The sequence below is a fragment of the Streptomyces sp. C1-1 genome, assembly GCF_050214755.1.
Taxonomy (GTDB): Bacteria; Actinomycetota; Actinomycetes; order Streptomycetales; family Streptomycetaceae; genus Streptomyces.
In genome coordinates, this window is the sequence record NZ_CP189826.1 from 8,159,521 (window position 1) to 8,183,423 (window position 23,903).

The window sequence follows — 23,903 nt, forward strand, 5'->3', positions numbered from 1 at the left end:
GAGCGCGTTCCGTCCCATTTGCCTTGCCGGCGTGGGCACTTCGAGCCGTCCCCGGCCGTTCAACAAACGGCGGCCGGGGAAGGTACCGTTCGGTAGGAAGCGGGGCCCGTACCCTGCTGCCAGGGTCAATCGCCTGTACGAGACGGAGTGGCACCGGATGCAGCACGCAGTGGGTTCTCCGCTGCCGCCGCCCCACCAGCCGGGGCACGGACCTGGCGCCGGCTGGTCGCCGGCCGCACACCACCCGGGTCACCCCGGGCCGCACCAGGGCTCCGCCCCCGTGCCCCCGCCGCCTCCCGCGCCGGGTTTCACACCCCAGGGCCCGGTCCAGCCCGCCCCGCACCACAACCCGGCCCCGCCGGTCCCGCCCGCCCCGCACCACAACCCGGCCCCGCCGGTCCCGGACACCACCGGCCACGTCCCGCTTCCCCCGGGCGGCCCGGTCACCATGCCCGGCACGGCGCCCGCGAGCGCCCCCGACCCGGCCACCACGACCCTCGCGGTCCTGCTGATCGGTCCCGCGGGCGCCGGCAAGACGAGCGTCGCCAAGTACTGGGCCGAGCACCGCAGGGTGCCCACGGCCCACATCAGCCTCGACGACGTGCGCGAATGGGTCCGCTCCGGCTTCGCCGACCCCCAGTCCGGGTGGAACGACAACTCCGAGGCCCAGTACCGCCTGGCCCGCCGCACCTGCGGCTTCGCCGCCCGCAACTTCCTGGCCAACGGCATCTCCTGCATCCTCGACGACGCCGTCTTCCCCGACCGCCCCGTGGTCGGCCTGGGCGGCTGGAAGCGTCACGTCGGCCCGGGCCTGCTGCCGGTGGTCCTGCTCCCCGGCCTCGAGATAGTCCTGGAGCGCAACGCCGAGCGCTCGGGCAACCGCCGCCTCACCGACGAGGAGGTCGCCCGGATCCACGGCCGCATGGCGGGCTGGTACGGCTCCGGCCTCCCGATCATCGACAACAGCCAGCTGGACGTCCCTCAGACGGCCCGCGTCCTGGACGACGTACTGGCGAGGTCGATCGCAAGTCCCCCGAGCTGGTGAACGCCGGGGGCGCGCACGCCCTCAGGGGCGCGGGGAACCGCGCGACAAGCCCCTACGCACCCGCAGACGGCGCACTGCCGAGGTGGCACCCCATCCCCCGATCGGCACCCCCAAAACCGGCACAAACCGCCCACCCCTCCTACGCTCATCTCATGTCAGAGATGTACGCGAACCGCCGAACCCGGCTCAGGGAGCAATACAGCGCGGCCGGCCACGCGGCAGCGCTCGTCTCGCGCCCCGCCAACGTCCGCTACCTCGCGGGCACCGCCCCGCACGGCGCCGTCCTCCTCCTGGGCCGGACGGAAGACCTGCTGCTGTGCCCCGGCCCCCCCGACGACCGCCCCACGGAAGGCCGGCCCGACGAGGCCCTGCGGGTGCAGTACCTCACCGCGGGCCAGGGCGATCCCGCGGTCGCCGGCGCCGACCTCGCCGCGGCCCAGGGCGCCGACTCCCTCGCCGTGGAGGAGCACCACCTCACGGTCGCCCGGCACCGTGAGATCCGCTCCGTCGCCCCACGCCTGCGCATCGCCGACCTGGGCGGCGCCGTCGAACAGCAGCGGGTGGTGAAGGACGAGGAGGAGATCTCCTGCCTCCGCATCGGCGCCGAGATCGCCGACCAGGCACTCGGGGAACTCCTGGAGTCCATCCTGGTGGGGCGCACCGAACGCCATCTCGCCCTCGAACTCGAACGCCGGCTGGTCGACCACGGCGCCGAGGGCCCGGCCTTCCCCACCTCCGTCGCCACCGGCCCCAACTCCGGCCGCCGCGCGCACCGCCCCACAGACCGGCGGGTCGAGGAGGGCGACTTCCTCTCCGTCTGCCTCGGCGCCACCTACCGCGGCTACCGCTGTGAGATCGGCCGTACGTTCGTGATCGGCACCTCGCCCGCGGACTGGCAGATCGAGCTGTACGACCTGGTCTTCGCCGCGCAGCGCGCCGGACGGGAGGCCCTCGCACCCGGCGCGGCCTGCCGAGACGTCGACCGCGTCACCCGCCAGGTGCTCGACGCCGCGGGGTACGCCGGGGGACTGCCCTCCCTCACCGGCCACGGCGTGGGACTCGAAATCGACGAGGACCCGCAGCTGGCCCCTGCGGCCATGGGTAAACTGGACGCTTGCGTGCCGGTCACCGTCGAACCTGGGGTCCACCTCCCGGGCCGGGGCGGCGTCCGGATCGATGACACGCTCGTCGTCCGCCCCGAGGCGGACGGCGGACCCGAGCTACTCACCATCACGACCAAGGAGCTGCTCGCACTATAGAGAAGGTGCGTGCGCCGGGGTCGTCCACGTCAGTCCAGGAGATTCCGCAACCGTGGCTTCCACGAACGACCTCAAGAACGGCCTGGTGCTCAAGCTCGAAGGCGGCCAGCTCTGGTCCGTCGTCGAGTTCCAGCACGTCAAGCCCGGCAAGGGCCCCGCCTTCGTGCGCACCAAGCTCAAGAACGTGCTCTCCGGCAAGGTCGTCGACAAGACCTTCAACGCCGGCGTCAAGGTCGAGACGGCCACTGTCGACAAGCGCGACATGCAGTTCTCGTACATGGACGGCGAGTACTTCGTCTTCATGGACATGGAGACCTACGACCAGCTCATGGTCGACCGCAAGGCCGTCGGCGACGCCGCCAACTTCCTCATCGAGGGCTTCACCGCCACCGTCGCGCAGCACGAGGGCGAGGTGCTCTTCGTCGAGCTGCCGGCCGCCGTCGAGCTCGTCGTCCAGGAGACCGAGCCGGGCCTGCAGGGCGACCGCTCCACCGGCGGCACCAAGCCCGCCACCCTGGAGACCGGTCACCAGATCCAGGTCCCGCTCTTCATCACCACCGGTGAGAAGATCAAGGTCGACACCCGTACCAGCGACTACCTCGGCCGGGTGAACAGCTAACCGTGGCTGCCCGCAACACGGCCCGCAAGCGCGCCTTCCAGATCCTCTTCGAGGGCGACCAGCGCGGCGCGGACGTCCTGACGGTCCTCGCGGACTGGATCCGGCTCTCCCGGGACGACACCCGGCAGCCGCCGGTGAGCGAGTACACGATGCAGCTGGTCGAGGGCTACGCCAAGCAGGCGAAGCGGATCGACGAGCTCATCGCGCAGTACTCGGTCGGCTGGACGCTCGACCGGATGCCGGTCGTGGACCGCAACATCCTGCGTCTGGGCGCCTACGAGCTGATCTGGGTGGACGAGGTCCCGGACGCCGTCGTCCTCGACGAGATGGTGCAGCTGGCGAAGGAGTTCTCCACCGAGGAGTCGCCCGCCTTCGTCAACGGTCTGCTCGGCCGGCTCAAGGAGCTGAAGCCCTCCCTGCGCCGCGAAGAGGCGTAAGAGGCAGTACATCGCCAGGGGGCCCGCAGCGTGAGTGCTGCGGGCCCCCTGGCGTTCCCGCATCGCCGGGGCGTCGGAAAGCCGCAGAAAGCCGCCGGGGTGGCCGGAACCGTGAAGTTCCGGCCACCCCGGCGGCACGTTTCTGCTGTGGTGCGGTGGGACTCAGCTCTCCTCGTGAGCCACCGCGCGGCGCGCGTCCGCGTCGAGGACGCCCCAGCTGATCAGCTGCTCGGTCAGGACCGAGGGCGACTGGTCGTAGATGACGGCGAGTGTGCGCAGGTCGTCCTGGCGGATCGACAGCACCTTGCCGTTGTAGTCACCGCGCTGCGACTGGATCGTGGCCGCGTAGCGCTGCAGGGGGCCGGCCTTCTCGGCGGGCACGGTGGCCAGCCGCTCCAGGTCCAGGACCAGCTTCGGCGGGGGCTCGGCGGCGCCGCCCGGGGTGGTGCCCGGGAGCAGCTCCTGCACGGGCACACCATAGAAATCCGCCAGTTCGGCAAGGCGCTGTACGGTCACCGCGCGGTCACCGCGCTCGTACGACCCGACCACGACCGCCTTCCAGCGTCCCTGGCTCTTCTCCTCGACACCGTGGAGGGAAAGGCCCTGCTGGGTGCGGATGGCCCGGAGCTTGGCCCCGAGCTGTTTGGCGTATTCGCTGGACATATAGCTCCCCGGACACTGTGTCGACGCGGCTGCGGACGTTCCGCCGCCGCGCGTCTGGTAACTCACTGTGAGGTTACGCAGCGTGATTCTTCTGCGTCAAGCCGAATGGTCCACACCGACTCTTCCGTGGTGGCGGTGGCCGATTACGCCAGGGGGGTGATCAGGCGTGTCGTGCGGGCCTGCTACCGTGGATGGCGCAAATCCGACGTCCTTTAAGGTCCGTCCCGTGAGGCGGAGAAGGAGGTCCGTTTCTTATGGACAAGCAGGACACGCAAGCCTCCGATGCCCGGCCCGTTCTCGAGGGCCCCGACATCGCGCGGGTACTGACCCGCATCGCCCACGAGATCGTCGAGCGCGCCAAGGGCGCCGACGACGTGGTGCTCCTCGGCATTCCGACCCGAGGCGTCTTCCTCGCCCAGCGGCTCGCAGCCAAGCTCGAGGAGATCACCGCCCGCAGGATCCCGGTCGGTTCGCTCGACATCACCATGTACCGCGACGACCTGCGCATGCACCCGCCGCGTGCGCTGGCCCGCACCGAGATCCCCGGTGACGGCATCGACGGCAAGCTCGTCGTCCTCGTCGACGACGTGCTCTTCTCCGGCCGTACCGTCCGCGCCGCCCTGGACGCCCTGAACGACGTCGGGCGCCCGCGCGCGGTCCAGCTCGCGGTCCTCGTCGACAGAGGCCACCGCGAACTGCCCATCCGCGCCGACTACGTCGGCAAGAACCTCCCCACGTCGCTGCGGGAGACGGTCAAGGTCCAGCTCGCCGAGGAGGACGGTCGCGACACCGTGCTGCTCGGCGCGAAGCAGACCGCGCAGTAGCGATCCGGGTGCTCGGCGATCGCCGAGCCATGAGCCCGGTTGCCCAGCTGTGCCCCGTGGGGGACACCCCCACGCCCCCGCTTCCCGAATTGCCTTACGGAGCCTGACAGATGCAGCGTCATCTCATCTCGGCCGCCGACCTCACCCGCGACGACGCCGTCCTGATCCTCGACACCGCCGAGGAGATGGCCCGGGTCGCGGACCGGCCGATCAAGAAACTGCCGACCCTGCGCGGCCGTACGATCGTCAACCTCTTCTTCGAGGACTCCACGCGCACGCGTATCTCCTTCGAAGCCGCCGAGAAGCGCCTCTCGGCGGACGTCATCAACTTCTCCGCCAAGGGCTCCAGCGTCTCCAAGGGCGAGTCCCTGAAGGACACCGCCCAGACCCTGGAGGCCATGGGCGTCGACGCCGTGGTCATCCGGCACGGCGCCTCCGGAGCCCCGTACCGCCTGGCCAACTCCGGCTGGATCGACGCCGCCGTCATCAACGCCGGCGACGGCACCCACCAGCACCCCACCCAGGCCCTGCTGGACGCCTTCACCATGCGCCGCCGCCTCGTCGGCCGGGACGCCGGGCTCGGCCAGGACCTGTCCGGCAGGCGCATCACGATCGTCGGCGACGTCCTGCACAGCCGGGTCGCCCGCTCCAACGTCGACCTGCTGCACACCCTCGGCGCCGAGGTCACCCTGGTCGCCCCGCCCACCCTGGTGCCGGTCGGCGTCGAGACCTGGCCCTGCGAGGTGTCGTACGACCTCGACTCCACCCTCACCAAGTCCGACGCGGTGATGATGCTGCGGGTCCAGCGCGAGCGCATGAACGCCGCCTTCTTCCCGACCGAGCGCGAGTACTCGCGGCGCTACGGACTCGACGGCGACCGCATGGCGCGGATGCCCGGGCACGCCATCGTGATGCACCCCGGCCCGATGGTCCGCGGCATGGAGATCACCGCCGAGGTCGCCGACTCCGACCGCTGCACCGTCGTCGAGCAGGTCGCAAACGGAGTCTCCATCCGGATGGCCGTCCTGTACCTGCTGCTCGGGGGCAACGAGCCCGCCGTCACCCACGCCCGTATCGAGGAGAAGTAAGACACATGAGCAAGATCCTGATCCGTGGTGCGAAGGTGCTCGGCCGCGACGCGCAGGACGTCCTGATCGACGGTGCCACCATCGCCGAGGTCGGCACCGGACTGAGCGCCGAGGGCGCCGAGGTCGTCGAGGCCGACGGCAAGGTCCTGCTGCCGGGCCTGGTCGACCTCCACACCCACCTGCGCGAGCCCGGCCGCGAGGACTCCGAGACCGTGCTGACCGGCACCCGCGCGGCGGCGAGCGGCGGCTTCACGGCCGTCTTCGCCATGGCCAACACCTTCCCGGTCGCCGACACCGCCGGCGTCGTCGAGCAGGTCTACCGGCTCGGCCAGGAGCACGGCTACTGCGACGTGCAGCCCATCGGCGCCGTCACCGTCGGCCTGGAGGGCAGGAAGCTCGCCGAGCTGGGCGCCATGCACGAGTCGGCCGCCGGCGTCACCGTCTTCTCCGACGACGGCAAGTGCGTCGACGACGCGGTGATCATGCGGCGGGCCCTGGAGTACGTGAAGGCCTTCGGCGGTGTCGTCGCCCAGCACGCGCAGGAGCCGCGGCTGACCGAGGGCGCCCAGATGAACGAGGGGATCGTCTCCGCCGAGCTGGGGCTCGGGGGCTGGCCCGCGGTGGCCGAGGAATCGATCATCGCCCGGGACGTCCTGCTCGCCGAGCACGTCGGCTCCCGCGTGCACATCTGCCACCTCTCCACCGCCGGGTCCGTCGAGATCGTCCGCTGGGCCAAGTCCCGCGGCATCGACGTCACCGCCGAGGTGACCCCGCACCACCTGCTGCTGACGGACGAGCTGGTGCGCACCTACAACCCGGTCTTCAAGGTCAACCCGCCGCTGCGCACCGAGCGCGACGTGCTCGCGCTGCGCGAGGCGCTCGCCGACGGCACGATCGACATCGTCGCCACCGACCACGCCCCGCACCCGCACGAGGACAAGGACTGCGAGTGGGCCGCGGCCGCCATGGGCATGGTCGGCCTGGAGACGGCGCTGTCGGTGGTGCAGGAGACCATGGTGGACACCGGGCTGCTCACCTGGGCCGGGGTCGCCGAGCGCATGTCCTTCAAGCCGGCCGCCATCGGCGGGGCCAAGGGCCACGGGCGTCCCGTCTCGGCTGGTGAGCCCGCCAACCTCACGCTCGTCGACACGGCATACCGTGGGTCGGTGGACCCCGCGGGCTTCGCCTCGCGCAGCCGGAACACCCCCTACGAGGGGCTTGAGCTGCCGGGCCGTGTGACGCACACGTGGCTGCGGGGCAAGGCCACGCTCGTCGACGGGAAGCTCACGTGACACCTGTAATCCTGCTGGCCGCCGAGAAGAAGTCGGCCGAGGTCACCGACTGGGCCGCCCGCATCGGCTGGCTCGTCGGACTCGCGCTCTTCGTCGCGCTCGTCTACTGGCTGATGCGCGAGGGCTGGAAATGGCGCGGCACGCTCCAGGGCGACCTGCCCGAGCTGCCCGGCGCGCCGGACGAGCCCGGCGAGGCGAGACTGACCTTGAGCGGCCGCTACCACGGCTCCACCACGGCCGGTCAGTGGCTCGACCGCATCGTGGCGCACGGGCTCGGCACCCGCAGCCGGGTCGAGCTCACGCTGACGGACGCGGGACTGGACGTCGTACGGCCCGGCGCGACCGACTTCTTCGTCCCGGCGGCGCGACTGCGCGAGGCCCGGCTGGACAAGGGCATCGCCGGCAAGGTGCTGACCGAGGGCGGGCTGCTCGTGGTGACCTGGCAGCACGGCGAGCGGCTGATCGACTCCGGTTTCCGCTCCGACCACGCGGCCGAGCACACGGAGTGGGTCGAGGCCCTGAATGTGATGATCAACAAGACGGAAGGCGCACGATGACAACCTCCACCAGGGGAGCTTCCAGGACTCCCGCCGTACTCGTCCTGGAGGACGGCCGGATCTTCCGCGGCCGTGCCTACGGGGCCGTGGGGGTGACCTTCGGCGAGGCGGTCTTCTCGACCGGCATGACGGGCTACCAGGAGACGTTGACCGACCCCTCGTACCACCGCCAGGTCGTCGTGATGACCGCCCCGCACATCGGCAACACCGGCGTCAACGACGAGGACCCGGAGAGCAAGCGCATCTGGGTCGCCGGATACGTCGTGCGCGACCCCGCGCGCGTGCCGTCCAACTGGCGCTCGCGCCGCTCGCTCGACGACGAGCTGCGCCACCAGGGCGTCGTCGGCATCTCCGGCATCGACACCCGCGCGCTCACCCGTCACCTGCGCGAGCGCGGCGCCATGCGCGTCGGCATCTTCTCCGGCAACGCCATGCCCGACGAGGGCACCATGCTCGCCGAGGTCCGCCAGGTCCCCGAGATGAAGGGCGCCGACCTCTCGGCCGAGGTCGCCACCAAGGAGGCGTATGTCGTCCCGGCGATCGGCGAGAAGAAGTTCACCGTCGCCGCCGTGGACCTCGGCATCAAGGGCATGACCCCGCACCGGATGGCCGAGCGCGGCATCGAGGTGCACGTCCTGCCCGCCACGGCCACCGCCGAGGACGTCTTCGCCGTCGAGCCCGACGGCGTGTTCTTCTCCAACGGCCCGGGCGACCCGGCCACCGCCGACCACCCGGTCTCCGTGATGCGGGCGGTCCTGGAGCGCGGCACCCCGCTGTTCGGCATCTGCTTCGGCAACCAGATCCTGGGCCGCGCGCTGGGCTTCGGCACCTACAAGCTCAAGTACGGCCACCGCGGCATCAACCAGCCGGTGCAGGACCGTACGACCGGCAAGGTCGAGGTCACCGCGCACAACCACGGCTTCGCCGTCGATGCCCCGCTCGACCAGGTCTCCGAGACCCCCTACGGCCGCGCCGAGGTCTCCCACGTCTGCCTCAACGACAACGTGGTGGAGGGCCTGCAGCTCCTCGACCGCCCGGCCTTCAGCGTCCAGTACCACCCCGAAGCGGCAGCCGGCCCGCACGACGCCGCCTACCTGTTCGACCGCTTCGTATCCCTGATGGAGGGCCAGCGTGCCTAAGCGCACCGATATCCAGTCCGTCCTGGTCATCGGCTCCGGCCCGATCGTCATCGGCCAGGCCGCCGAGTTCGACTACTCCGGCACCCAGGCGTGCCGCGTCCTGAAGTCCGAGGGTCTGCGTGTGATCCTCGTGAACTCCAACCCGGCGACGATCATGACCGACCCGGAGATCGCCGACGCCACCTACGTCGAGCCGATCACCCCGGAGTTCGTCGAGAAGATCATCGCCAAGGAGCGCCCGGACGCCCTGCTGCCCACGCTGGGCGGCCAGACGGCCCTCAACACGGCCATCTCCCTGCACGGCAACGGCGTCCTGGAGAAGTACGGCGTCGAGCTGATCGGTGCCAACGTGCAGGCGATCCACAAGGGCGAGGACCGCGACCTGTTCAAGGAGGTCGTGGAGGAGGTCCGCAGGAAGATCGGGCACGGCGAGTCCGCCCGCTCCGTCATCTGCCACTCCATGGACGACGTCCTCGCGGGCGTCGAGACCCTCGGCGGCTACCCGGTCGTCGTCCGCCCCTCCTTCACCATGGGCGGCGCCGGCTCCGGCTTCGCGCACGACGAGGAGGAGCTGCGCCGCATCGCCGGGCAGGGCCTGACCCTCTCGCCGACCACCGAGGTGCTCCTGGAGGAGTCCATCCTCGGCTGGAAGGAGTACGAGCTGGAGCTGATGCGCGACAAGCACGACAACGTCGTGGTCGTCTGCTCCATCGAGAACTTCGACCCCATGGGCGTGCACACCGGCGACTCGATCACCGTGGCGCCCGCGATGACGCTGACCGACCGCGAGTACCAGATCCTGCGCGACGTCGGCATCGCGATCATCCGCGAGGTCGGCGTCGACACCGGCGGCTGCAACATCCAGTTCGCGGTGAACCCCGACGACGGCCGCGTGATCGTCATCGAGATGAACCCGCGCGTCTCGCGCTCCTCGGCCCTCGCCTCCAAGGCGACCGGCTTCCCGATCGCCAAGATCGCCGCCAAGCTCGCCGTCGGCTACACCCTCGACGAGATCCCGAACGACATCACGCAGGAGACCCCGGCCTCCTTCGAGCCCACGCTCGACTACGTGGTCGTCAAGGCCCCCCGGTTCGCCTTCGAGAAGTTCCCGCAGGCCGACTCCACGCTGACCACCACCATGAAGTCGGTCGGCGAGGCCATGGCCATCGGCCGCAACTTCACCGAGGCCTTCCAGAAGGCGCTGCGCTCGCTGGAGAAGAAGGGCAGCCAGTTCACCTTCGTCGGCGAGCCCGGCGACAAGGACGAGCTGCTGCGCGAGTCGGTACGGCCCACCGACGGCCGGATCAACACCGTCATGCAGGCCATCCGCGCGGGCGCCACGCCGGAGGAGGTCTTCGAGTACACCAGGATCGACCCCTGGTTCGTCGACCAGCTCTTCCTCATCAAGGAGATCGCCGACGAGCTCGCCGAGGCACCCGAGCTGACGCCGGAGCTGCTCGTCGAGGCCAAGCGGCACGGCTTCTCCGACGCGCAGATCGCGGAGGTCCGCGGCCTGCGCGAGGACGTCGTGCGCGAGGTCCGGCACGCGCTGGGCGTCCGCCCGGTGTACAAGACGGTCGACACCTGCGCCGCCGAGTTCGCCGCGAGGACGCCGTACTTCTACTCCTCCTACGACGAGGAGACGGAGGTCGCCTCCCGTGAGAAGCCCGCGGTCATCATCCTGGGCTCCGGCCCGAACCGCATCGGCCAGGGCATCGAGTTCGACTACTCGTGCGTGCACGCGTCCTTCGCGCTGAGCGACGCCGGGTACGAGACGGTGATGGTCAACTGCAACCCCGAGACCGTCTCCACCGACTACGACACCTCCGACCGCCTGTACTTCGAGCCGCTGACGCTGGAAGACGTGCTGGAGATCGTCCACGCCGAGCAGCAGGCCGGTCCGGTGGCGGGCGTGATCGTGCAGCTGGGCGGCCAGACCCCGCTGGGCCTCTCGCAGGCGCTCAAGGACAACGGCGTGCCGATCGTGGGCACCTCGCCCGAGGCCATCCACGCCGCCGAGGACCGGGGCGCCTTCGGACGCGTGCTCGCGGAGGCCGGCCTGCCGGCCCCCAAGCACGGCACCGCCACCACCTTCACCGAGGCCAAGGCCATCGCCGACGAGATCGGCTACCCGGTCCTCGTGAGGCCGTCGTACGTCCTCGGCGGGCGCGGCATGGAGATCGTCTACGACGAGACCCGGCTGTCGTCCTACATCGCCGAGTCGACCGAGATCAGCCCCTCCCGGCCGGTCCTCGTCGACCGCTTCCTGGACGACGCGATCGAGATCGACGTCGACGCACTCTACGACGGCACCGAGCTCTACCTCGGCGGCGTCATGGAGCACATCGAGGAGGCCGGCATCCACTCCGGCGACTCGGCGTGCGCCCTGCCTCCGATCACCCTGGGCGGCTTCGACATCAAGCGGCTGCGCGCCTCCACCGAGGCCATCGCCAAGGGCGTCGGCGTCCGGGGCCTGATCAACATCCAGTTCGCCATGGCCGGGGACATCCTCTACGTCCTGGAGGCCAACCCGCGCGCCTCCCGCACCGTCCCCTTCACCTCGAAGGCGACCGCGGTGCCGCTGGCGAAGGCCGCCGCCCGGATCTCGCTGGGCGCGACCATCGCCGAGCTGCGGGCCGAGGGCCTGCTGCCGGCGACCGGCGACGGCGGTGAGCTGCCGCTCGACGCGCCGATCTCCGTCAAGGAGGCGGTCATGCCGTGGTCGCGCTTCCGTGACGTCCACGGCCGCGGTGTCGACACGGTCCTCGGCCCCGAGATGCGCTCCACCGGCGAGGTCATGGGCATCGACGCCGTCTTCGGCACGGCGTACGCCAAGTCGCAGGCCGGTGCCTACGGCCCGCTGCCCACCAAGGGGCGCGCGTTCATCTCGGTCGCCAACCGCGACAAGCGGTCGATGATCTTCCCGGCGCGCGAGCTGGTCGCCCACGGCTTCGAGCTGATGGCCACCTCCGGCACCGCCGAGGTCCTCAAGCGCAACGGCATCAACGCCACCGTCGTGCGCAAGCAGTCCGAGGGCACCGGCCCGAACGGCGAGAAGACCATCGTCCAGCTCATCCACGACGGCGAGGTCGACCTCATCGTCAACACCCCGTACGGCACCGGCGGCCGCCTCGACGGCTACGAGATCCGTACGGCGGCCGTGGCGCGGTCGGTCCCGTGCCTGACGACGGTCCAGGCGCTCGCCGCCGCCGTCCAGGGCATCGACGCCCTCAACCACGGTGACGTGGGCGTGCGTTCGCTCCAGGAACACGCCGAACACCTGACCGCGGCCCGCGACTAGCAGCCGACGAGGGGGACACCGGAAACGGTGTCCCCCTCGTCGTGAGGACACCATGTACAAGATCTTCTTCAACCTCGTCTTCCGGCGCATGGACCCGGAGCAGGCCCATCACCTGGCCTTCCGCTGGATCCGCCTCGCCGCCCGCATCCCGGTGCTGCGCACCTTCGTCGCCGCCGCCCTCGCGCCCCGCCACAAGGAACTGCGCACGGAGGCCTTCGGGCTGCGCATGCACGGCCCGTTCGGCCTGGCCGCCGGCTTCGACAAGAACGCGGTCGCCGTCGACGGCATGTCGATGCTGGGCTTCGACCACGTCGAGATCGGCACCGTCACCGGGGAGGCCCAGCCCGGCAACCCCAAGAAGCGGCTGTTCCGTCTGGTGCCGGACCGTGCGCTCATCAACCGCATGGGCTTCAACAACGAGGGCTCCCTGGCCGTCGCGGCCCGTCTGGCCTCCCGCGAGCCGGTCTTCAGGACCGTCGTGGGCGTCAACATCGGCAAGACCAAGGTCGTCCCCGAGGCCGAGGCCGTCGGCGACTACGTGAAGTCCACCGAGCGGCTCGCGCCCTACGCCGACTACCTGGTCGTGAACGTCTCCTCCCCGAACACGCCCGGCCTGCGCAACCTGCAGGCCACCGAGGCCCTGCGGCCGCTGCTGAGCGCCGTCCGCGAGGCCGCCGACCGCACGGTGTCCACTCGCCGGGTGCCGCTCCTCGTCAAGATCGCGCCGGATCTCGCCGACGAGGACGTCGACGCCGTCGCCGACCTGGCCGTCGAACTCGGTCTGGACGGGATCATCGCCACCAACACCACCATCGCGCGCGAGGGGCTCGGCCTGAACTCCGACCCCTCGCTGGTGAAGGAGACCGGCGGCCTGTCCGGAGCGCCGCTCAAGGCGCGCTCCCTGGAGGTGCTGCGCCGCCTCTACGCGCGCGTGGGCGACCGCATCACCCTGGTGGGCGTCGGCGGCATCGAGAACGCCGAGGACGCCTGGCAGCGCATCCTCGCCGGCGCCACGCTCGTGCAGGGCTACAGCGCGTTCGTGTACGAGGGGCCCTTCTGGGGCCGAGCCATCCACAAGGGGCTCGCCGCGCGCCTGCGCACGAGCCCGTACGCCACCCTCGCCGACGCGGTCGGCGCCGACGTGAGGAAGCACGCATGACCGTCCTCGAGCCCTTCGGCGCGCGTCTGCGGCGCGCCATGGACGCCCGCGGCCCGCTGTGCGTCGGCATCGACCCGCACGCGTCCCTGCTCACCGAGTGGGGCCTGAACGACGACGTGGCCGGCCTGGAGCGGTTCAGCCGCACGGTGGTCGAGGCGGTGGCCGACCGGGTCGCCGTCCTCAAGCCACAGAGCGCCTTCTTCGAGCGCTTCGGTTCGCGCGGCGTCGCCGTCCTGGAGAAGACGGTCCAGGAGGCCCGCGCGGCCGGCGCCCTGGTCGTGACGGACGCCAAGCGCGGCGACATCGGCTCCACCATGGCCGGGTACGCAGAGGCCTTCCTGCACAAGGACTCCCCGCTGTTCTCGGACGCGCTGACCGTCTCGCCGTACCTGGGCTACGGATCGCTCAGCCCGGCCGTCGCGCTGGCCCGGGAGAGCGGCACGGGCCTGTTCGTGCTGGCCCTCACCTCCAACCCGGAGGGCGGCGAGGTCCAGCACGCGGTGCGCCCCGACGGCCGGAACGTCGGCGCGACGATCCTGGGCCACCTGGCGGCCGAGAACGAGGGGGAGGAGCCCCTGGGCTCCTTCGGCGCCGTCGTGGGCGCCACGCTGGGCGACCTGTCCTCGTACGACCTGGCGATCAACGGCCCGCTCCTGGCTCCCGGCGTCGGCGCCCAGGGGGCCACCCCGGCCGACCTTCCGAGGGTCTTCGGGGCCGCCGTGCGCAACGTCGTGCCGAACGTCAGCCGGGGGGTACTCCGTCATGGTCCCGACGTCGCCGCGCTGCGGTCGTCCGCGGACCGCTTCGCGGAGGAGATCAAGGCGGCACTGGCCCAGGTGTGAGCTGTACCACGTGCGGGGCTCCCGGGACGACCGTATGAGGCGTTCATGACGGCCGTTCCGGGCGTTCCAGAAGGTCGCGGGAGTCTTCCGACAGGTGTTCGGAAGCCCGCTTGAGTCTGAATACATCCTCAAATCCGGGGCATTATGTCCTAAATGTCCGGCCTGACGGAGGCTGACCAGGACTTTTCCGCTGTTCTCGCTGACTCTGGCGGACTTGACCGCTAGTCTCCGACGAGAGTCAAAGGGCAAGCGTGTTGCTCGTGGCTCCCCAGGTGTGGGGCGACTAGGTTCCTCACCGGTCCGTATCCGACAGTTCGACATCCGAGGTGACGTAGGCGTGGCTCTTCCGCCCCTTACCCCTGAACAGCGCGCAGCCGCGCTCGAAAAGGCCGCCGCGGCTCGCCGGGAGCGGGCCGAGGTCAAGAATCGACTCAAGCACTCCGGCGCCTCCCTGCACGAGGTCATCAAGCAGGGCCAGGAAAACGACGTCATCGGCAAGATGAAGGTCTCCGCCCTGCTCGAGTCCCTGCCGGGCGTGGGCAAGGTCCGCGCCAAGCAGATCATGGAACGACTCGGCATCTCCGAGAGCCGCCGGGTTCGCGGCCTCGGCTCCAACCAGATCGCTTCCCTGGAGCGTGAGTTCGGCAGCACCGGCTCCTGAGTCCCGGGACCTCCGGACCAGGAGTCCCGGGCACACCGGGATTGCTGGAATAATCGCTGCATGGCTGCAACATTCCGGGGGACGACCCCCGAGCCCCCGGACGTACGTCCGCGGCTGACCGTGCTCTCCGGCCCCTCCGGGGTCGGCAAGAGCACGGTCGTCGCCCATATGCGCAAGGAACACCCCGAGGTCTGGCTCTCGGTGTCGGCGACGACCCGCAAGCCCCGCCCCGGTGAGAAGCACGGCGTCCAGTACTTCTTCGTCACCGACGAGGAGATGGACAAGCTGATCGCCAACGGCGAGCTGCTGGAGTGGGCCGAGTTCGCCGGCAATCGCTACGGCACGCCCCGCGCGGCCGTCCTGGAGCGGCTGGAGGCGGGGGAGCCCGTCCTGCTGGAGATCGATCTCCAGGGTGCCCGGCAGGTGCGTGAGTCGATGACGGACGCACAGTTGGTGTTCCTGGCTCCTCCCTCCTGGGAGGAGCTCGTGCGCAGGCTCACGGGACGCGGCACCGAACCGCCCGAGGTGATCGAGCGTCGCCTCGACGCGGCGAAGGTCGAACTGGCCGCCGAGCCGGAGTTCGACGTGACCCTGGTCAACACCTCCGTCGAGGACGTGGCTCGCGAGCTGCTAGCCTTGATGGATGTTGTGTGATCGCACGTGATGTGATCACGACCGATCTTTTCCCATCCATCGGAAGGTAGAGCGTGTCCTCTTCCATCTCCGCGCCCGAGGGCATCATCAACCCGCCGATCGACGAGCTCCTCGAGGCCACCGACTCGAAGTACAGCCTCGTGATCTACGCGGCCAAGCGGGCCCGCCAGATCAACGCGTACTACTCGCAGCTCGGCGAGGGCCTCCTCGAGTACGTCGGTCCGCTCGTCGACACCCACGTCCACGAGAAGCCGCTCTCGATCGCCCTGCGCGAGATCAACGCGGGTCTGCTGACGTCCGAGGCCGTCGAAGGCCCCGCGCAGTAGTACTTTCGTATCGCGGTTGACTTATCCACAGGCCCGGCAGCGCGACTGTCGGGCCTGTGGTGTGTGATGGGACCGTACGTTGCCGAGCCGGGGAGAGACGGTGGACAAGCCGAAGGTCGTTCTGGGGGTCAGTGGCGGCATCGCCGCGTACAAGGCCTGTGAGCTGCTGCGCAGGCTGACGGAGTCGGGTCACGACGTGCGCGTGGTGCCGACGGCCTCCGCTCTGCACTTCGTGGGCGCCGCCACCTGGTCCGCGCTCTCCGGCCACCCCGTCTCCACCGAGGTCTGGAACGACGTCCACGAGGTCCCCCACGTCCGCATCGGGCAGCACGCGGACCTGGTCGTCGTCGCACCGGCCACCGCGGACATGCTGGCCAAGGCCGCCCACGGACTCGCCGACGACCTGCTCACCAACACCCTCCTGACCGCCCGCTGCCCGGTCGTCTTCGCCCCCGCCATGCACACCGAGATGTGGGAGCACCCGGCCACGCAGGAGAACGTCGCGACGCTGCGCCGCCGCGGCGCCGTCGTCATCGAGCCCGCCGTCGGCCGCCTCACCGGCGTCGACACCGGCAAGGGCCGGCTGCCCGACCCCGCCGAGATCTTCGAGGTCTGCCGTCGCGTCCTCGCCCGGGGTGTCACCGCACCCGACCTCGTCGGCCGACACGTCGTCGTCAGCGCGGGAGGCACCCGCGAACCCCTCGACCCGGTCCGATTCCTCGGCAACCGCTCCTCCGGCAAGCAGGGCTACGCCCTCGCCCGCACCGCCGCGGCGCGCGGCGCCCGCGTCACACTGGTCGCCGCCAACACCGGCATGCCGGACCCGGCGGGCGTCGACGTCGTCCAGGTCGGCACGGCCGTGCAGCTGCGCGAGGCGGTGCTCAAGGCCGCCGCGGACGCCGACGCCGTCGTCATGGCCGCGGCCGTCGCGGACTTCCGACCCGTGGCCTACGCCGCCGGAAAGATCAAGAAGAAGGACGGCCAGGATCCCGAGCCCCTCGTGCTGGTACGGAATCCGGACATCCTCGCCGAGATCTCGGCCGAGCGGGCCCGCGACGGGCAGGTGATCGTCGGCTTCGCCGCCGAGACCGACGACGTCCTGGCCAACGGCCGTGCCAAGCTGGAGCGCAAGCGCTGCGACCTCCTCGTGGTGAACGAGGTGGGCGAGCGCAAGACGTTCGGCTCCGAGGAGAACGAGGCGGTGGTGCTGGGCGCCGACGGCACCGAGACGCCGGTGCCCCACGGACCGAAGGAACATCTGGCCGAAATCGTCTGGGACCTGGTGGCGGAGCGGCTCGGCTGAATGTTTCATTCGCTTCTCGGCTCCCTCAAACCTCTGCCACAGGGGTGTGGCGACCCTGGCCAAGGCCGCAGGGGATTGGGCAGAATGCCCGTGCCGCTGGTCACAGCCCTCCCGAGAGGCGAGACGGAGAGGCCGGTGGCCGAGACAGACCGATAAACTGTTCTCGGACGGTGCCGGGCGCAGCCCCCGAGCCCGTCCGCCCATGATCAGCCAGCAGCCGCTGCAACCCCAGGGAGCGTTGTGTCCCGTCGCCTGTTCACCTCGGAGTCCGTGACCGAGGGCCACCCCGACAAGATCGCTGACCAGATCAGCGACACCATTCTCGACGCGCTCCTGCGCGAGGACCCGACCTCCCGGGTCGCCGTCGAGACGCTGATCACCACCGGCCTGGTGCACGTGGCCGGCGAGGTCACCACCAAGACCTACGCGGACATCGCGACCCTCGTCCGCAACAAGATCCTCGAGATCGGCTACGACTCCTCCAAGAAGGGCTTCGACGGCGCTTCCTGCGGTGTCTCGGTCTCGATCGGCGCGCAGTCGCCGGACATCGCGCAGGGCGTGGACACGGCGTACGAGTCCCGGGTCGAGGGCGACGAGGACGAACTCGACAAGCAGGGCGCCGGCGACCAGGGCCTGATGTTCGGCTACGCCACGGACGAGACGCCGACCCTGATGCCGCTGCCGATCTTCCTGGCGCACCGCCTGTCCAAGCGCCTGTCCGAGGTCCGCAAGAACGGCACCATCCCCTACCTGCGCCCGGACGGCAAGACGCAGGTCACCATCGAGTACGACGGCGACAAGGCCGTCCGCCTCGACACGGTCGTCGTCTCCTCGCAGCACGCCTCCGACATCGACCTGGACTCGCTCCTCGCGCCCGACATCCGCGAGTTCGTCGTGGAGCCGGAACTCAAGGCGCTCCTGGACGAGGGCATCAAGCTCGACACGGAGAACTACCGCCTCCTGGTCAACCCGACCGGCCGCTTCGAGATCGGCGGCCCGATGGGCGACGCGGGCCTGACCGGCCGCAAGATCATCATCGACACGTACGGCGGCATGGCCCGCCACGGCGGTGGCGCGTTCTCGGGCAAGGACCCGTCCAAGGTGGACCGCTCGGCCGCCTACGCGATGCGCTGGGTCGCCAAGAACGTCGTCGCGGCCGGCCTGGCCTCCCGCTGCGAGGTGCAGGTGGCGTACGCGATCGGCAAGGCCGAGCCGGTGGGTCTGTTCGTCGAGACCTTCGGTACCGCCACGATCGACCACGAGAAGATCGAGAAGGCGATCGACGAGGTCTTCGACCTCCGCCCGGCCGCCATCATCCGCGACCTCGACCTGCTCCGCCCGATCTACGCCCAGACGGCGGCCTACGGCCACTTCGGCCGCGAGCTCCCCGAGTTCACCTGGGAGCGGACGGACCGGGTGGAAGCGCTGAAGAAGGCCGTGGGGCTGTAACCCCTCCAGCGGCTGTACCAGGGCCCGGTTCCCCTCGGGGGACCGGGCCCGACGCTTTCGTGCTCCGGCCGCCTCCTGGCTACTCCTCGGTGCCGTCGCCCCCGTCCCCGCCCTCTTCCCCCACCGTGCCCTGGTCCGGGGACAGGTCAGCGGACTCCTCACGGGACTCCTCAGGGGACTCCTCAGGCGGGGCGAAACGTGTCCGGATCTCCTCCGCCGTGTCCGCGTCCTTGTCCTTGATGGCCCTCGCGACCTGATCGGCGACCATCACGCACGCGTCGTCACCGGGCTTGAAGCCCATCTGCCGCATGAACTCGGTGAACAGGTCCGCCGGGTCCCTGACGACCTCGGCCGCCTCCTCGACGGCGGCGCCGGGGACGAGATGCCGGAACGGCTCGGCCACCTGTTCGTTGTTGGCGGCCGAGGTGAGCTGCGCCAGCAGGCCGATGTCGTTGACGGTCCGCTCGACCTTCTCGTCGTTGCGGGCCAGCCACCACACGACCGCGCGTCCGGTGTTCTGGAGCACGTCGTGGCCCAGGTAGTCGCGCTTGCTCTTCTCCTGTTTCCGCTCGTGCTCCCAGAGCTCCTCGTCCTTGCGGATGGCGGCCAGCCGGTCCAGGCGGCGCTGGTCGTCCTCCGACAGCCGCAGGACGACATCGAGGGCCATGGCCCGGATACGGCCGCCACGATCGGGCAGCATCTCCGCCAGCGCCCCGCTCAGTTCCTGCTGGATCAGCGAACTGCGCAGCGGCTGGTGGGCCAGCGTCACCGCACCGGCCCGTTCCACGATCGCCTGCAGCGCGAGGCCACCGTGGTGCGTGCCGGTCTCCTGCGCGTACGGCTTCTCGGGGCACCAGCGGATCGTCGCCGAGAACAGGAAGTCGTAGTCCGCCAGGGCGCTGGGCAGCGCGATGTCCTCGACCGGCAGTTCACGGCGCTCGACCTCGGGCACCGGTGGCGCGGTGACCGTCTCGGACAGCGGCCTGCCACGGTTCGTACGCAGCGTCGCGAACGTGACGCCCGCCCACGCGGCCCCCAGCAGGATCACGGTGAGCGGCCACGCCCACGCGGGCCAGCCCGTGTACAGACCGAGGATCAGCACGAGCATGGCGCTGATCAGAGCCATGAAGACGGAGACGGTCTTCTGGGCGGAACTCATGTCCGGGTCTCCTTCTCGGGATCGGCCCGCCGTGGCGGACGCCTGCGCTGCGCCTCTTCGATACGGGACAGCAGCCACTCGGTCTTCTCGGCGGACAGGGACTTGCGTGCCGTCAGATAGATCTGGCGGAGGGCGGGATAGTTCTCGGCGGCGGCGTCGACGAGGACGTCCAGGGCGAGGTGGACGAGTTCGGGGTCGTCGGCCGCGTCCGTAGTGGTCATCCACCGCTGCACATGCGGGAGCCAGCTCCTGCTGCTGAACCCCCACAGCACGTCGATCCAGCACATCGAGAGCCACAGCCGGGTGGAGGACAGCTGGAGAAAGATGTGTTCCGGTCGGCTGGGCATGGTGAGCAGGCCGAGGAAGAGCCAGGCGTCGAGCGCCCGTTGCCGCCCCGGTCGCCTCTGCCGTGGCATGAAGGCCAGCCGGTAGAGGAGATGGAGCCGCAGGCGCGTATCCATCTCGACCAGTCTCAGCAGCACGTGCCGGGCCGAGTTCTTTGCGCTTCCCTCGTCGAAGGGCTCCCTGCGGGCGAGGTGGTGCAGCCTGACGACGGCCTGTTCCGGATGCGTGGACGCCATGACGTTCACGCACACCTCGGTCAACACCCGGCGCAGATCCGGTTCGACGGGCCGGATCGCCCAGCTGTAGATCGCCTGGCGGAAGTGCCGGCTCGTCGGCTCGTCCTCGTGGCGCACACCCCAGCCGAGCCAGTCGGCCGCGGCACGCAGGCGCGCCGGGTCGCCGTACCGCAGTGCCCAGTCCCGGGCCGGTTCGGCCAGTCTGTCCGCGTCCTCCGTCAGCGCGCACAGCTCCGCCAGCCGTACGACGACGTCCTTCCGCCCCTCCTCGGGGAACTGGGGCAGAGCCAGCACCTGCTCCACCCAGTCGCGCAGCGGTCTGCGCAGGTCGGGCATGTTCCGCCAGAAGAAGTGGCGTACGGCGTGGTCGTAGCGCAGCTTGTCGAAGTGGACGCGGGCCTCGTCGTTCCGGGAGGCACCCACCTCGCGCAGGCGCTCCGTCAGACTCTCGTGCTCCAGCAGTGGACGGTCGTCGCCCGCGATCCGCAGGCTCCCGCGGAGAATCGCCGCCGCCCGGTGAATCAGGTCGGCGGGCGCGCCGTGCAGCATGGCGACCGACAGCAGCAGGGCCCGCTGGGAGCCCGCCCGCAGATCCGGGAGGAAGTCGTTCACCTCCTCGGCCCGGATCGTCGCGGCGGCGATGGCCTGCCGGCACCAGTCCGCGAAGGAATCCTCCGGCTTCGCAGTCCGACAGGCGTCCACGATGATGTCCGCCGTGCTCGCCAGCTCCCGCATGGGCGGCTTTTCGGTGAGGTAGTCGGTCAGTTCCTTCGGCGCCTGCCAAAGGCTCCCGGGATCGACGCCCCGCAGGCGCAGGTGCCGAGCGATCACTTCGAGGTCGTCGGGGCGGTTGACGGGTTTGCGGTACGCCGCGAAGTCGGGGCTCAACCCGTCGGCGTGCGCATGCGGCAGGACCACGGCGAGGAACGACCGCTTGTCCAGGAGAACCTTGTGAAAGCCGGGGAACCGGTCGTGGCAGCGCGTCCACACGTCCTCCTTGGCATCCGACAGGTCCAGCAGCATCCGGTCCCCTTCCCCGATGAGTTCCGGGGTGAGCGGTTCGGGTGACTGGCCGTCCGCATCGGGAGTGAGTTCCTGGTAGACGCCCGAACCGCGCGGCAGTTCTCGCAGCAGGACCCGGGCGGCCGTGGTTCTGCCGTTCCCGGGAGTGCCGTACAGGAACACGATGTTGTGGCGTTCCAGGGTGTCGTAGGCGTCGTTGATGCCCGTCGGCCTGGCGAACCGCTGCTGGAGGCGGCTCAGTTGCTGGTCGGCCACCTGGCGGGGCGGGGTGTTCCGCGCCGACATGAAATCCGGCGGGGGCTCGCTCCCGTGGAAATGGAACGTGGTGTTGTAGTAGTCACCGGTGCCGCCCGCACCGGGGGGATCGGGCGCGTCGGTCATCGCCTGTCGTCCTGGGCCGGGGGTATCGGGCCGAAGGTGTGGCTGATGTCGCCCTGGTGATTTCCGGCCGTGTAGTTCGCGCCGGGGCCGGACTGGTCGACGTGGTGCGTGGGGCCGATGTGGATCTTTCCGTTGTTCCCGCCCATGTCGGTCCGGTAGGTGTCGCCCGTCGCCGGGGCCGGCTCGGGCGGTTCGGGCTCGGTCGCCGTGCGGTCCGCGGCGGCGAGGGCGGGGACCAGGTCGGCCAGGGAGTCGCCGATGCGTTTGAGATCGGACTCGTCGTTCTGGTGGTCGTAGCGGAGGGTCTGGCAGTCCGCCAGCCACATCATCGCGTCGGGCAGCTCGTTGCGCGCCGGCCGTTCGGTGCGGCGGCCGACGAGGACCGGGATGACGCGCCGGTGGCAGCGGTACGACTCCAGGATCTCCTTCGTGACCCAGTCGCCCTCGATCCCGAGCCGGGGGTGGCCGAGCCAGCGGTCGCCGATCAGGGCGAGCAGGACGGAGCTGCTGCGCGCGTTGCCGAGGAGGTGGTCGTCGAACTTGTCGCCCGGGGCGATGGACCGGCTGGCACGGTAGACGTGCTCGTCGCCGAAGCGGGCGCGCAGGGCGTTGTCGAGGGTCGTGGCGGCCTGTTCGCCGTCGTTCGTGCGGTAGTTGATGAAGATTTCGGGCATGGCGGAGCGACCTCTCTGTCGGACGGCTGCGAGGGAGCGGATGCGGGTCAGAGCGCCTGCGGTGTGAGCGCGGCGGTGAGCGAGGGCGCCAGGGCGCGGCACGCGGGGTGGCGCGGATGCCGGGAGAGGACACGGGCGAGGCGGCGCAGGTCGGCCGTGACGGTCTGCGAGCCCACGCCCGCGGTGTGCTCCAGCAGATCAATCGTCAGTTCGCAGGCGTGCCCGATCTCTCCGGCGACGGCGTGGGCCAGCGCCCTTCGGGCGCCGTAGCGGCGTCGGGTGCGCAGGGCGTCCGGGGCGAGCCGGGCGTACTCGGCGTCGAGGACCTCGGCGGCCTCCCGTGGCCGGCCCAGGTCCAGCAGGCACCAGCCGGTCACCATGGCGACGGGGTCGCGCAGGTGCGTGGGGCCGAGTACCGGGGCGTCGGAGGCGGGCTCCTCCGCGGCGGCCCGGCCGAAGAGGACGCGGGCGCGTTCGAGCAGGCGCATGCAGGCGTCGTGGTCCCCGTCCAGGGCGTGTCCTTGCGCCGCGCGCTGAGCCGCCAGCGCCCGGATGCGCGGCGGCAGCCTCCCGCCCAGCGCGCCCTCCGCGAGCGCGACCGTGTCCGCGCCCTCGCCCCGGTAGTAGGTGATCAGGGCTTGGCGGACCAGCGCGTACGACGCCAGGTGCCCGTCGCCCGCGGCCTCGGCGATGTCCACGGCATGAGCCGTCCAGTGGGCCGCGGCCACGTCGTCACCCGCTTCCTGGGCCATCCAGCCGGTGAACTCGGCGAAGCGCGCGGCCAGGGCGAGCAGCCCGCGCCCCGTGTCGCCCCCGGTGTGCACCGCCAGCGAACGCAAGGCGCCGGTCTGTTCGACGAGCGTCGGCAGAACGGACTGCGGCGGGGACAACTGGCCGATGCGGCGGTACGCGTCGAACAGCCCGCGGTAGGCGTCGACCAGCGGTTGACCGGAGGACTCGGGCTGGACGGCTGTGGTGGTGGCGGGAGCGGAGGCCGCGATGCCGAACACCGACACCGCGCCCGCCGCCATCAGCTGCCGACGCGTCGGCGGGGACCACTGAGCGTCGTCCGGATGGTTGGGGGAGTCTGTGCGCATGGCTCCTGCCTGGTCGGGAACGGGCGGCTGTGCGGACGGACGGCGTCCCGGGCCCGCGGGGACGAGAGCCGCCAGCGCACCACCGGCCCCCAGGGCCGCGTCGCACAGGCGGGCGAACTCGGTCGTCGGCCGTTTGCGGCCTGTCTCGACCTTGCTGATCTGCCCCTTGCTGTAGTGCACCGTGGCGGCGAACCGCGTCAGCGTGAGCCCGGCGGCGATGCGCAGCCGGCGCAGTTCGGCCCCGAAGAGACATGGCCGCTCCAGCATGTGAACCCCCCTCATGCCGACGCCGCCGGTGCTCCGGGCCGTCCGTCGTCGCGTTTCAGCGTCGCCAGGCGTCGTGGGGCGGGCAAGGCGGTCGGCGGTGTTT

Annotated in this window: 22 protein-coding genes; 17 read left to right on the forward strand and 5 right to left on the reverse strand. The window is 70.6% G+C overall.

Annotated elements, in window-relative coordinates:
- Nucleotides 1-157 precede the first annotated feature (157 nt).
- From ACQF4J_RS37140 to nusB, 4 genes are all read left to right on the forward strand, one after another.
- The gene (locus ACQF4J_RS37140) at nt 158-1,045 is read left to right on the forward strand and encodes a Pro-rich N-terminal domain-containing protein (protein WP_427167751.1); all 888 of its coding nucleotides are present in this window, start codon (nt 158-160) and stop codon (nt 1,043-1,045) included.
- A 152-nt stretch (nt 1,046-1,197) separates the two neighbouring features.
- The gene (locus tag ACQF4J_RS37145; protein WP_351584819.1) at nt 1,198-2,304 is read left to right on the forward strand and encodes an aminopeptidase P family protein; all 1,107 of its coding nucleotides are present in this window, start codon (nt 1,198-1,200) and stop codon (nt 2,302-2,304) included.
- A gap of 52 nt (nt 2,305-2,356) precedes the next feature.
- Nucleotides 2,357-2,923: an elongation factor P gene (gene efp, locus ACQF4J_RS37150; RefSeq protein WP_020117452.1), complete on the forward strand. Its 567-nt coding sequence runs from the start codon at nt 2,357-2,359 to the stop codon at nt 2,921-2,923.
- A 2-nt stretch (nt 2,924-2,925) separates the two neighbouring features.
- Nucleotides 2,926-3,360: a transcription antitermination factor NusB gene (gene nusB, locus ACQF4J_RS37155; protein WP_351584825.1), complete on the forward strand. Its 435-nt coding sequence runs from the start codon at nt 2,926-2,928 to the stop codon at nt 3,358-3,360.
- Between the two features lie 162 nt (nt 3,361-3,522).
- On the opposite strand, the gene bldD is transcribed toward nusB, so the two are convergent.
- The gene (bldD, locus tag ACQF4J_RS37160; RefSeq protein WP_142150451.1) at nt 3,523-4,023 is read right to left on the reverse strand and encodes a transcriptional regulator BldD; all 501 of its coding nucleotides are present in this window, start codon (nt 4,021-4,023) and stop codon (nt 3,523-3,525) included.
- A 254-nt stretch (nt 4,024-4,277) separates the two neighbouring features.
- Here bldD and pyrR point away from each other — a divergent pair, with 254 nt between their 5' ends.
- The 13 genes from pyrR to metK all read left to right on the forward strand — a co-directional run bounded on the left by pyrR (nt 4,278) and on the right by metK (nt 18,618).
- The gene (gene pyrR / locus ACQF4J_RS37165; RefSeq protein WP_351571402.1) at nt 4,278-4,847 is read left to right on the forward strand and encodes a bifunctional pyr operon transcriptional regulator/uracil phosphoribosyltransferase PyrR; all 570 of its coding nucleotides are present in this window, start codon (nt 4,278-4,280) and stop codon (nt 4,845-4,847) included.
- A 110-nt stretch (nt 4,848-4,957) separates the two neighbouring features.
- Nucleotides 4,958-5,935: an aspartate carbamoyltransferase catalytic subunit gene (locus ACQF4J_RS37170; protein ID WP_351571399.1), complete on the forward strand. Its 978-nt coding sequence runs from the start codon at nt 4,958-4,960 to the stop codon at nt 5,933-5,935.
- A 5-nt stretch (nt 5,936-5,940) separates the two neighbouring features.
- Nucleotides 5,941-7,227 carry a dihydroorotase gene (locus ACQF4J_RS37175; protein ID WP_427167752.1) on the forward strand — a complete coding sequence of 429 codons (1,287 nt, stop codon included), beginning with the start codon at nt 5,941-5,943 and terminating at the stop codon, nt 7,225-7,227.
- Nucleotides 7,224-7,784, forward strand: coding sequence for a hypothetical protein (locus ACQF4J_RS37180; RefSeq protein WP_351571393.1), 561 nt, complete (start codon nt 7,224-7,226; stop codon nt 7,782-7,784). The genes ACQF4J_RS37175 and ACQF4J_RS37180 overlap by 4 nt, the downstream gene beginning before the upstream one ends.
- Nucleotides 7,781-8,923: a glutamine-hydrolyzing carbamoyl-phosphate synthase small subunit gene (gene carA, locus ACQF4J_RS37185; protein ID WP_351805870.1), complete on the forward strand. Its 1,143-nt coding sequence runs from the start codon at nt 7,781-7,783 to the stop codon at nt 8,921-8,923. The genes ACQF4J_RS37180 and carA overlap by 4 nt, the downstream gene beginning before the upstream one ends.
- Entirely contained in the window at nt 8,916-12,224 is a 3,309-nt protein-coding gene (carB, locus tag ACQF4J_RS37190; protein ID WP_427167753.1) for a carbamoyl-phosphate synthase large subunit, read from the forward strand. The genes carA and carB overlap by 8 nt, the downstream gene beginning before the upstream one ends.
- A 52-nt stretch (nt 12,225-12,276) precedes the next feature.
- On the forward strand, nt 12,277-13,383 hold the full coding sequence (locus tag ACQF4J_RS37195) for a quinone-dependent dihydroorotate dehydrogenase (RefSeq protein ID WP_351571384.1): 1,107 nt from the start codon (nt 12,277-12,279) through the stop codon (nt 13,381-13,383).
- The gene (pyrF, locus tag ACQF4J_RS37200) at nt 13,380-14,225 is read left to right on the forward strand and encodes an orotidine-5'-phosphate decarboxylase (protein WP_351805866.1); all 846 of its coding nucleotides are present in this window, start codon (nt 13,380-13,382) and stop codon (nt 14,223-14,225) included. Before ACQF4J_RS37195 ends, pyrF begins: the two co-directional genes overlap by 4 nt.
- A 337-nt stretch (nt 14,226-14,562) precedes the next feature.
- The gene (locus tag ACQF4J_RS37205) at nt 14,563-14,886 is read left to right on the forward strand and encodes an integration host factor (RefSeq protein WP_003977346.1); all 324 of its coding nucleotides are present in this window, start codon (nt 14,563-14,565) and stop codon (nt 14,884-14,886) included.
- Between the two features lie 60 nt (nt 14,887-14,946).
- Entirely contained in the window at nt 14,947-15,540 is a 594-nt protein-coding gene (gmk, locus tag ACQF4J_RS37210) for a guanylate kinase (RefSeq protein WP_200703881.1), read from the forward strand.
- A 53-nt stretch (nt 15,541-15,593) separates the two neighbouring features.
- Nucleotides 15,594-15,866, forward strand: a complete 273-nt coding sequence (rpoZ, locus tag ACQF4J_RS37215) for a DNA-directed RNA polymerase subunit omega (protein ID WP_003988945.1) — start codon at nt 15,594-15,596, stop codon at nt 15,864-15,866.
- Between the two features lie 100 nt (nt 15,867-15,966).
- Nucleotides 15,967-17,169 (forward strand): bifunctional phosphopantothenoylcysteine decarboxylase/phosphopantothenate--cysteine ligase CoaBC, encoded by a 1,203-nt coding sequence (gene coaBC, locus ACQF4J_RS37220; protein WP_351571377.1) that lies wholly within the window; start codon nt 15,967-15,969, stop codon nt 17,167-17,169.
- Nucleotides 17,170-17,409: 240 nt separating this feature from the next.
- Nucleotides 17,410-18,618, forward strand: a complete 1,209-nt coding sequence (gene metK, locus ACQF4J_RS37225) for a methionine adenosyltransferase (protein WP_058926521.1) — start codon at nt 17,410-17,412, stop codon at nt 18,616-18,618.
- Between the two features lie 79 nt (nt 18,619-18,697).
- Here metK and ACQF4J_RS37230 read toward each other — a convergent pair whose 3' ends face one another.
- Genes ACQF4J_RS37230 through ACQF4J_RS37245 form a run of 4 tightly spaced genes read right to left on the reverse strand, consistent with a single transcriptional unit; the run spans nt 18,698 to nt 23,800 of the window.
- Entirely contained in the window at nt 18,698-19,777 is a 1,080-nt protein-coding gene (locus ACQF4J_RS37230; protein ID WP_427167754.1) for a hypothetical protein, read from the reverse strand.
- Nucleotides 19,774-21,762, reverse strand: a complete 1,989-nt coding sequence (locus ACQF4J_RS37235; protein ID WP_427167755.1) for a hypothetical protein — start codon at nt 21,760-21,762, stop codon at nt 19,774-19,776. The genes ACQF4J_RS37230 and ACQF4J_RS37235 overlap by 4 nt, the downstream gene beginning before the upstream one ends.
- Nucleotides 21,759-22,436, reverse strand: coding sequence for a toll/interleukin-1 receptor domain-containing protein (locus ACQF4J_RS37240; RefSeq protein WP_351571367.1), 678 nt, complete (start codon nt 22,434-22,436; stop codon nt 21,759-21,761). Before ACQF4J_RS37240 ends, ACQF4J_RS37235 begins: the two co-directional genes overlap by 4 nt.
- Nucleotides 22,437-22,483: 47 nt before the next feature.
- Entirely contained in the window at nt 22,484-23,800 is a 1,317-nt protein-coding gene (locus tag ACQF4J_RS37245) for a helix-turn-helix domain-containing protein (RefSeq protein WP_427167756.1), read from the reverse strand.
- Nucleotides 23,801-23,903: the final 103 nt, after the last annotated feature.

Bases quoted from the DNA above. Each gene is read 5' to 3' on its own strand.
- ACQF4J_RS37195 (WP_351571384.1), top strand. From the start codon at position 12,277: ATGTACAAGATCTTCTTCAACCTCGTCTTCCGGCGCATGGACCCGGAG.
- ACQF4J_RS37140 (WP_427167751.1), top strand. From the start codon at position 158: ATGCAGCACGCAGTGGGTTCTCCGCTGCCGCCGCCCCACCAGCCGGGG.
- ACQF4J_RS37240 (WP_351571367.1), bottom strand. From the start codon at position 22,436: ATGCCCGAAATCTTCATCAACTACCGCACGAACGACGGCGAACAGGCC.
- ACQF4J_RS37230 (WP_427167754.1), bottom strand. From the start codon at position 19,777: ATGAGTTCCGCCCAGAAGACCGTCTCCGTCTTCATGGCTCTGATCAGC.
- ACQF4J_RS37170 (WP_351571399.1), top strand. From the start codon at position 4,958: ATGCAGCGTCATCTCATCTCGGCCGCCGACCTCACCCGCGACGACGCC.
- gmk (WP_200703881.1), top strand. From the start codon at position 14,947: ATGGCTGCAACATTCCGGGGGACGACCCCCGAGCCCCCGGACGTACGT.
- pyrR (WP_351571402.1), top strand. From the start codon at position 4,278: ATGGACAAGCAGGACACGCAAGCCTCCGATGCCCGGCCCGTTCTCGAG.
- ACQF4J_RS37175 (WP_427167752.1), top strand. From the start codon at position 5,941: ATGAGCAAGATCCTGATCCGTGGTGCGAAGGTGCTCGGCCGCGACGCG.
- bldD (WP_142150451.1), bottom strand. From the start codon at position 4,023: ATGTCCAGCGAATACGCCAAACAGCTCGGGGCCAAGCTCCGGGCCATC.
- pyrF (WP_351805866.1), top strand. From the start codon at position 13,380: ATGACCGTCCTCGAGCCCTTCGGCGCGCGTCTGCGGCGCGCCATGGAC.
- ACQF4J_RS37145 (WP_351584819.1), top strand. From the start codon at position 1,198: ATGTCAGAGATGTACGCGAACCGCCGAACCCGGCTCAGGGAGCAATAC.
- ACQF4J_RS37245 (WP_427167756.1), bottom strand. From the start codon at position 23,800: ATGCTGGAGCGGCCATGTCTCTTCGGGGCCGAACTGCGCCGGCTGCGC.
- ACQF4J_RS37235 (WP_427167755.1), bottom strand. From the start codon at position 21,762: ATGACCGACGCGCCCGATCCCCCCGGTGCGGGCGGCACCGGTGACTAC.
- carA (WP_351805870.1), top strand. From the start codon at position 7,781: ATGACAACCTCCACCAGGGGAGCTTCCAGGACTCCCGCCGTACTCGTC.